Annotated in this window: 6 protein-coding genes; 1 reads left to right on the forward strand and 5 read right to left on the reverse strand. The window is 45.7% G+C overall.

From position 1 onward, the window contains the following. Positions 1 to 16: 16 nt before the first annotated feature. Positions 17 to 1,054 carry a type I glyceraldehyde-3-phosphate dehydrogenase gene (gene gap / locus ACYRYG_RS12270; protein ID WP_293415852.1) on the reverse strand — a complete coding sequence of 346 codons (1,038 nt, stop codon included), beginning with the start codon at positions 1,052 to 1,054 and terminating at the stop codon, positions 17 to 19. A gap of 341 nt (positions 1,055 to 1,395) precedes the next feature. Between gap and mscL the strand changes: the two genes are divergently transcribed. Continuing rightward, complete coding sequence (gene mscL / locus ACYRYG_RS12275) at positions 1,396 to 1,833, forward strand: large-conductance mechanosensitive channel protein MscL (RefSeq protein WP_293415850.1); 438 nt, start codon at positions 1,396 to 1,398, stop codon at positions 1,831 to 1,833. A gap of 101 nt (positions 1,834 to 1,934) precedes the next feature. On the opposite strand, the gene guaA is transcribed toward mscL, so the two are convergent. The 4 genes from guaA to ACYRYG_RS12295 form a co-directional block, all read right to left on the reverse strand. Next, on the reverse strand, positions 1,935 to 3,482 hold the full coding sequence (guaA, locus tag ACYRYG_RS12280; protein ID WP_293415848.1) for a glutamine-hydrolyzing GMP synthase: 1,548 nt from the start codon (positions 3,480 to 3,482) through the stop codon (positions 1,935 to 1,937). Positions 3,483 to 3,516: 34 nt separating this feature from the next. Then, complete coding sequence (locus ACYRYG_RS12285) at positions 3,517 to 4,422, reverse strand: sugar phosphate nucleotidyltransferase (protein ID WP_460198308.1); 906 nt, start codon at positions 4,420 to 4,422, stop codon at positions 3,517 to 3,519. Between the two features lie 62 nt (positions 4,423 to 4,484). Further along, positions 4,485 to 6,044 carry a RapZ C-terminal domain-containing protein gene (locus ACYRYG_RS12290; protein WP_294075198.1) on the reverse strand — a complete coding sequence of 520 codons (1,560 nt, stop codon included), beginning with the start codon at positions 6,042 to 6,044 and terminating at the stop codon, positions 4,485 to 4,487. A gap of 24 nt (positions 6,045 to 6,068) precedes the next feature. Next, positions 6,069 to 6,206 (reverse strand): hypothetical protein, encoded by a 138-nt coding sequence (locus ACYRYG_RS12295; protein ID WP_293415842.1) that lies wholly within the window; start codon positions 6,204 to 6,206, stop codon positions 6,069 to 6,071. Positions 6,207 to 6,713: the final 507 nt, after the last annotated feature.

Consider the following 6,713-nt stretch of genomic DNA (forward strand, 5'->3'; position numbering starts at 1 on the left):
TATGCAAATTTTAAAATTACTTCTTGTTGTACTTGTTCATGACTTTGATCAGATCTACCACTTTGTGGCTATATCCGAACTCATTGTCATACCAGGAAACGATCTTTACGAAGTTGTCTGTAAGGTGAACACCTGCAGTAGCATCGTAGATAGAAGTCAACGGGCAGTTCAGGAAATCTGAAGAAACCACAGCCTCATCAGTATAACCCAGGATACCCTTCAGGTTCGTCTCAGAAGCCTTCTTCATGGCAGCATCAATTTCAGCCTGTGTAGCAGCCTTCTTCAAGTTAACCGTCAAGTCAACAACGGAAACATCCAAAGTAGGAACACGCATAGAAATACCAGTCAGTTTGCCATTCAACTCAGGGATAACCTTGCCTACAGCCTTGGCAGCACCTGTTGTTGACGGGATAATGTTGCCAGAAGCAGCACGGCCACCGCGCCAGTCCTTGCCACCCTTAGCAGGACCATCAACTGTCAACTGAGTAGCAGTTGTAGAGTGGATAGTTGTCATCAGACCAGTCTCAATACCGAACTTGTCATTCAGAACCTTGGCAATAGGAGCCAGGCAGTTAGTGGTACAAGATGCGTTGGAAACGATCTTCTGACCTGCATATTTGTCAGTATTAACACCACAAACGAACATATCAGCCTGACGGCCGTCCTCACCCTTCTTGGAAGGTGCAGAAAGAACAACATACTTAGCACCTGCCTTCAAGTGCTTTTCAGCGCGGTCCATTGTCAAATAAAAACCTGTAGACTCAACGACATATTCAGCACCTACTTCAGCCCATTTGATATTCTCAGCATCGCGCTCAGCAAAGCAGCGGATGTCACGACCATTTACAGTCAGAGTGTGATCATTCTTAACAGAAACGGTGCCATCGAAACGACCATGCATTGTATCATACTTCAGCAGGTAGGCAAGATAATCAACAGACAGAAGGTCGTTGATACCTACTACTTCTACATCGTTCTTGTTTGCAGCTTCAAGAGTTGAACGAAAAACGAAACGACCAATACGGCCGAAACCGTTAATACCAATTTTAATCATTTTATTTTTAATGTTTTAAAGGGTTAAATAATCTCCTCATTACGTAGTCTTTTATCCTCGAAGGATAAGAAGCCTTCTCTATCCCGTTCTACGAACTTTTTTACCTTTTCTGTTCACCTCCATATTTGTTCTTCTTACAAATATACGGTTTAGAATCGCTTTATTCCGGCTTTCTTCCCTTTTCATTCGCAAAGATACAAATTTTTTTCTATATTTGCATCGTATAAGTGTATTAAATTATTTAAAAAAGAGGGGGAATCTCTCTTTCCTTATCCTTATTTGAGGTTCTTTCACAGGACTGACACATTGAGGTTACAATTTACAGATCAACAAATAAATCTATGAGTAAATTTATTCAAGAATTCAAACAATTTGCCATTAAAGGCAACGCCATTGATATGGCTGTCGGTGTAATTATCGGAACCGCATTCGGGAAGGTTGTCTCTTCCATTGTCGATGACATCATCATGCCCCCTATCGGGTGGCTGATCGGTGGGGTCAATTTCAGTGAGTTGAAAGTCACCCTGCCCTCTGTCGTCATCCCGGGGGTAGAACAGCAGATGAAGACTGCCACGATCAACTATGGGAATTTTATCCAGACGCTTCTCAACTTCTTTATCATTGCCCTCTGTGTCTTTCTGATGGTGAAGAGCATCAACCGGATGACCGGGAAAAGGGCAGAAGCTCCCAAGCCGGCTCCGCAACCCACCAATGAAGAGAAATTACTGACTGAGATCCGTGACCTGATGAGAAAGGAGAAGGAACAAAAAGACAGGTAACAGGATCATGGTCCTTGTACGGAAACAAAAAGAGCAGGCAACAAGATGCCTGCTCTTTTTAATATCTTCCACTGAAAGGATTATATTTCTCCGTCAGCAGCCTATTCCCATTCTATCGTCGAAGGCGGTTTCGAGGAAATATCAAAGCAGACACGGTTGACCCCATTAACCTTATTGATGATTTCATTGCTCACTTTAGCCAGGAAATCATAAGGCAGGCGCGACCAGTCGGCCGTCATCCCATCCATACTGTTCACTGCACGAAGAGCAATAGGATGCTCATAAGTGCGTTCATCCCCCATGACCCCTACAGAACGGATCGTAGACAACAGGATGGCACCAGCCTGCCAGACATGGTCATAAAGAGATGTGCCATCAGGCATTTTATACTGATGCATATTTTCGATATAGATATCATCAGCATCCTGCAGGATGCGCACCTTCTCCCGCGTAATATCCCCAAGGATACGCACGGCTAGTCCCGGTCCGGGGAAGGGATGGCGCTTGATCAGCCGTTCCGGCATGTTCAGTTCATGCCCCACATGGCGGACCTCATCCTTGAACAGCCACTTCAACGGTTCACAGAGTTTCAGTTTCATGTCTTTCGGCAATCCCCCGACATTATGATGGCTCTTGATGGTCATACCCGTAATGTTCAGGCTCTCGATACGGTCCGGATAGATCGTACCCTGGGCGAGCCACCTGGCATCCGTCATCTTTTTAGCCTCAGCATTAAAGACCTCCACAAAATCACGGCCGATGATATGCCGCTTCTTTTCCGGCTCGGTCACTCCTGCCAGATCCTTGAAGAACCGGTCACCGGCATTCACGCCTACTACGTTCAGTCCCAGTCCCTGGTAAGCGTCCATGACCTTAGAGAACTCGTTCTTACGGAGCATCCCATTATCTACAAAGATACACGTCAACTGCCTGCCGATGGCACGATGAAGCAAAGTAGCACAGACGGAAGAGTCAACTCCTCCCGACAGTCCAAGGATGACATGGTCACTGCCGATCTCTGTCTTCAGACTCTTTACCGTCTTATCCACAAACGAGGCAGGACTCCATTCCTGACGACTTCCACAGATATCCACGACAAAGTTTTTCAGCAGTTGCTTTCCCTGTTTGGTATGGACGACCTCAGGATGGAATTGTACAGCCCATAGCGGATACTTGCTGCTGGCGTATGCCGCGAAATGGACATCTTCAGTAGAAGCAATGACGTGGCAGTCATCGGGAATAGCGGTAATGGTGTCGCCATGACTCATCCATACCTGTGATCCCGGTTGAAAACCCTTGAAAAGAGGGTCATCAGCATCAAACTTCTCAAGATTGGCCCGACCATATTCCCGAGTACCCGCCTGTTCCACCCGTCCCCCATGAGAATAGGCGATAAGCTGAGCACCATAGCAGATCCCTAATACAGGATACTTGCCGATAAGCATACTCAGATCCATCTTGAAAGCAGACGGATCATGCACGGAATAAGGACTTCCACTGAGGATAACGCCGATAATATCCTTATCATCTTCAGGGAATTTGTTGTAAGGTACAATCTCGCAGAAGGTATTAAGTTCACGGACCCTGCGACCGATCAACTGGCAAGTCTGTGAGCCAAAATTTAGAATAATGATCTTCTGTTGTTGCATATCAGAATTTATATAGAATATTATATCTGTCTCTTCATACCTTCAGATCCTTCAAGAATCCTTCAGCCTTGGCCAGTGTTTCCTGTTTCCCCACATCCATGAGTTGGAGATTGTCCTGGACATATCCCCTGATCAACACCTTGTCACAGTTTTTCAGATAGAAATCCATGATTGGAAACTGGTCAGGCCATTCATCCATCAGAGGGAAAAGGCGGGGAGAGAACAAGTGGATCCCTGCGAAGGCCAGCAGATGAAGGCTGGGGAGTGAGGTCTTCACCCACGAATAAGGACTTTTCACCTCGCCTGTCTCAATATTTGTCCATCCCACGAGGCGCATCTCATCATCAAAAACCAGATAGCGCTTTGATTTACGACGGCTCGCCAGCAGGAACACATCTGCAGGATCCCGGGATTGCCGGCAGGTAGCTTCCGCCGTGCGGATGCCTCTCGTATGATCGTGATCACACCCCTTATCCTGCCCGCTACTCTCCTTCTGACCAGGCATAATAATGTCATGCCGCGCCCCTACAGAGAAGCAGTCCCCTGCTCGATAGAATTTTCTCAGATCCACATTACTCAGAATATCCACATTATGAATCAGGACAGGAGCATCCTCCCTCAGCAGTGGTCTGGCCTTCTTGAGGCCTCCCCCCGTATCCAGGAGCAATGGACTCTCCTCACTCACACGAATATCCATTTGGAAATCGTGACTGGAAAGATAATGAATAATCTGACTGGAAAAATGATGAACATTGATGACAACGTGACTGATCCCGGCAGCCCTCAGACGGAGGAGGACATGTTCCAGCAATGGTTTCCCCCCAACCTGCACCAACGCCTTCGGAAGGTGGTCAGTCAATGGTTTTAAACGTGTCCCCATTCCTGCAGCAAAAATCATTGCCTGCATCTGTTCTCCTTTCATGCCTGCAAATATACGCATTATTTTAGAGAACACAAAGTTTTCTGCCCTCTGATTTGCCCCTGTTCACTTACCTAGACTGATCATTGCTTTTTCTCCACTGCCGGCAATACCTTGCGGATATGCTGTTCACGGTGGATTATCTCCACCTCCACGCCAAATTTCTGATGGATATGTTCAGCCACATGCTGGGCGGAATACACACTGCGATGCCTGCCGCCTGTACAGCCGAAACTGATCATCAGACTGGTAAAGCCTCTCTGCAAATACCTTTGTACATGATGATCTACCAACCGGTAAACATTATCCAGAAACGTCAGTATTTCACCATCATCCTCCAGAAAGCGGATGACCGGTTCGTCCAGTCCAGTCAACTTCTTGTAGCGTTCATATCTCCCCGGATTGTGTGTACTACGACAGTCAAAGACGTAGCCACCACCATTGCCCGTAGGATCCTCAGGAATACCTGACCGGTAAGAAAAACTATAAACATGAACGACCAGTGGTCCCTTTCCGTCATATTTCGAGAACGTGGCCAGGCCATCTTCCGGACGGGCATGATAAATATTATTTTTAGTTGTCTTCAGCCCATCAGCACGATGACGGACAGGATCCTCGGTCTCAGCAAACTGAGGCAGCTCTGTGAGTCGATGCAGCATATCCATCATATAAGGATAAGGAAACACATTATGCTTCTCCGACAACCGGATCAGATCCCTCAGGTTCTGGATAGCCGGAGGAATACTGTCTATGAAATGCTTCTTCCTTTCAAAATACCCTCTAAAGCCATACGCCCCCAGAACCTGCAGGGTACGGAAAAGTACAAAAAGGGATAACCTGTTGGAAAAGTGGCGGATCGTCGGCACCTCTACATAGTTTTTCAACGACTGATAATATTCATAGATAAGTTCTCTACGCAACTTGAAAGAATATTTTGCCGATGCCTGCCAGAGGAACGAAGCCAGGTCATAATAGACAGGTCCCTTTCTACCTCCCTGAAAATCAATAAAATAAGGATTCCCCTCTGCATCCAGCATGATGTTACGTGCCTGAAAATCGCGATAGAGGAAACTGTTCATCGGTTCCACGATCAAATCATTTGCAAAGAGACGGAAGTTGGCTTCCAGTTTCATCTCATGAAAGTCCAGTTCGGTAGGCTTGAGAAAGCAGTACTTAAAATAGTTAAGGTCAAAAAGCACGCCGTCACGGTCAAAAACCGGTTGAGGGTAACAATTTGACCAGTCCATCCCTTCTGCGCCGCGGATTTGAATATCCGGCAATTCCCGAATCGTTTTCACCAATAATTGCTGCTCGTGCTGATTATATCTGCCATCGGCCTCACGGCCTCCGCGTATAGCATCAAAAAGAGATACCGAGCCCAGATCCGTCTGGAGGTATCTCAATCCGTCATCGCTGACCGCAAGGACATGAGGAACGGGTAATTTCTTTTCTGCAAAATGCCGGGACAGATAAATAAAGGCATGGTTCTCGTCACTACTTGTCCCGACTGCCCCGATAACGGAATGCCCGCCGGTATCCGTGATTCGATAATAGACACGGTTACTCCCCTGTCCGATGAGTTTTTCAGTAGTCATGGGAGCATGCCCGGACCATTGGCAATAGAGCTGAATCAGTTTTTCCATTTTCTTGTTTTTTCCAATTACAGCTTATTCTTCTTCCTCCCGGGCATCCGTCTGACGGCGTCTCTGGGCCCGTCTTTCATCCCATCTTCTGACAAATTCATCCAGGACAAACAGGATAAGCAGAATACCAAGGGACATAAAGAAACTATTGGTCAGATACATCAGACCTGCACATATTATAAGGAATAAAAGAATCCTTATTAAATAGAATTTTGAGACTTTCTTCTGATTCATGCGGCAAAGATACAAAAATTCAAAGAAAAAAATCGGATTGAACCGAGATTTGTCATCTAAAAAGTTACGAAGACAACCCCTCCCCTATCTCCAAAAGATAAGAAAAAAGACCCCATAAGATTACAGACGAAAAAAATCGGATGTCGTCCCGACAACCGATTTTCAAAAACAAACTACTTAAAAACTAATCTACTAAAACAAATCAAAAAATATCTTTATGGTCTACGACCTGTATTTATATCTAAAGATGCGCTACAAAGATAGCCTTTTTCCTATTATGACGCAAGTTTTTTCTCAGAAAAATACGAGTAACTATTCAGCCATACCCAAGGTGTGCCATCCTATAAAGATAGGATGGTAGCAATGGCATTGTATTGAGATTGATTGTTCTTCCATGCCGTATCGGCGATGGAATGTATAGCGAAGAAGTCATCT

It is taken from the genome of Segatella asaccharophila (genome assembly GCF_054687055.1).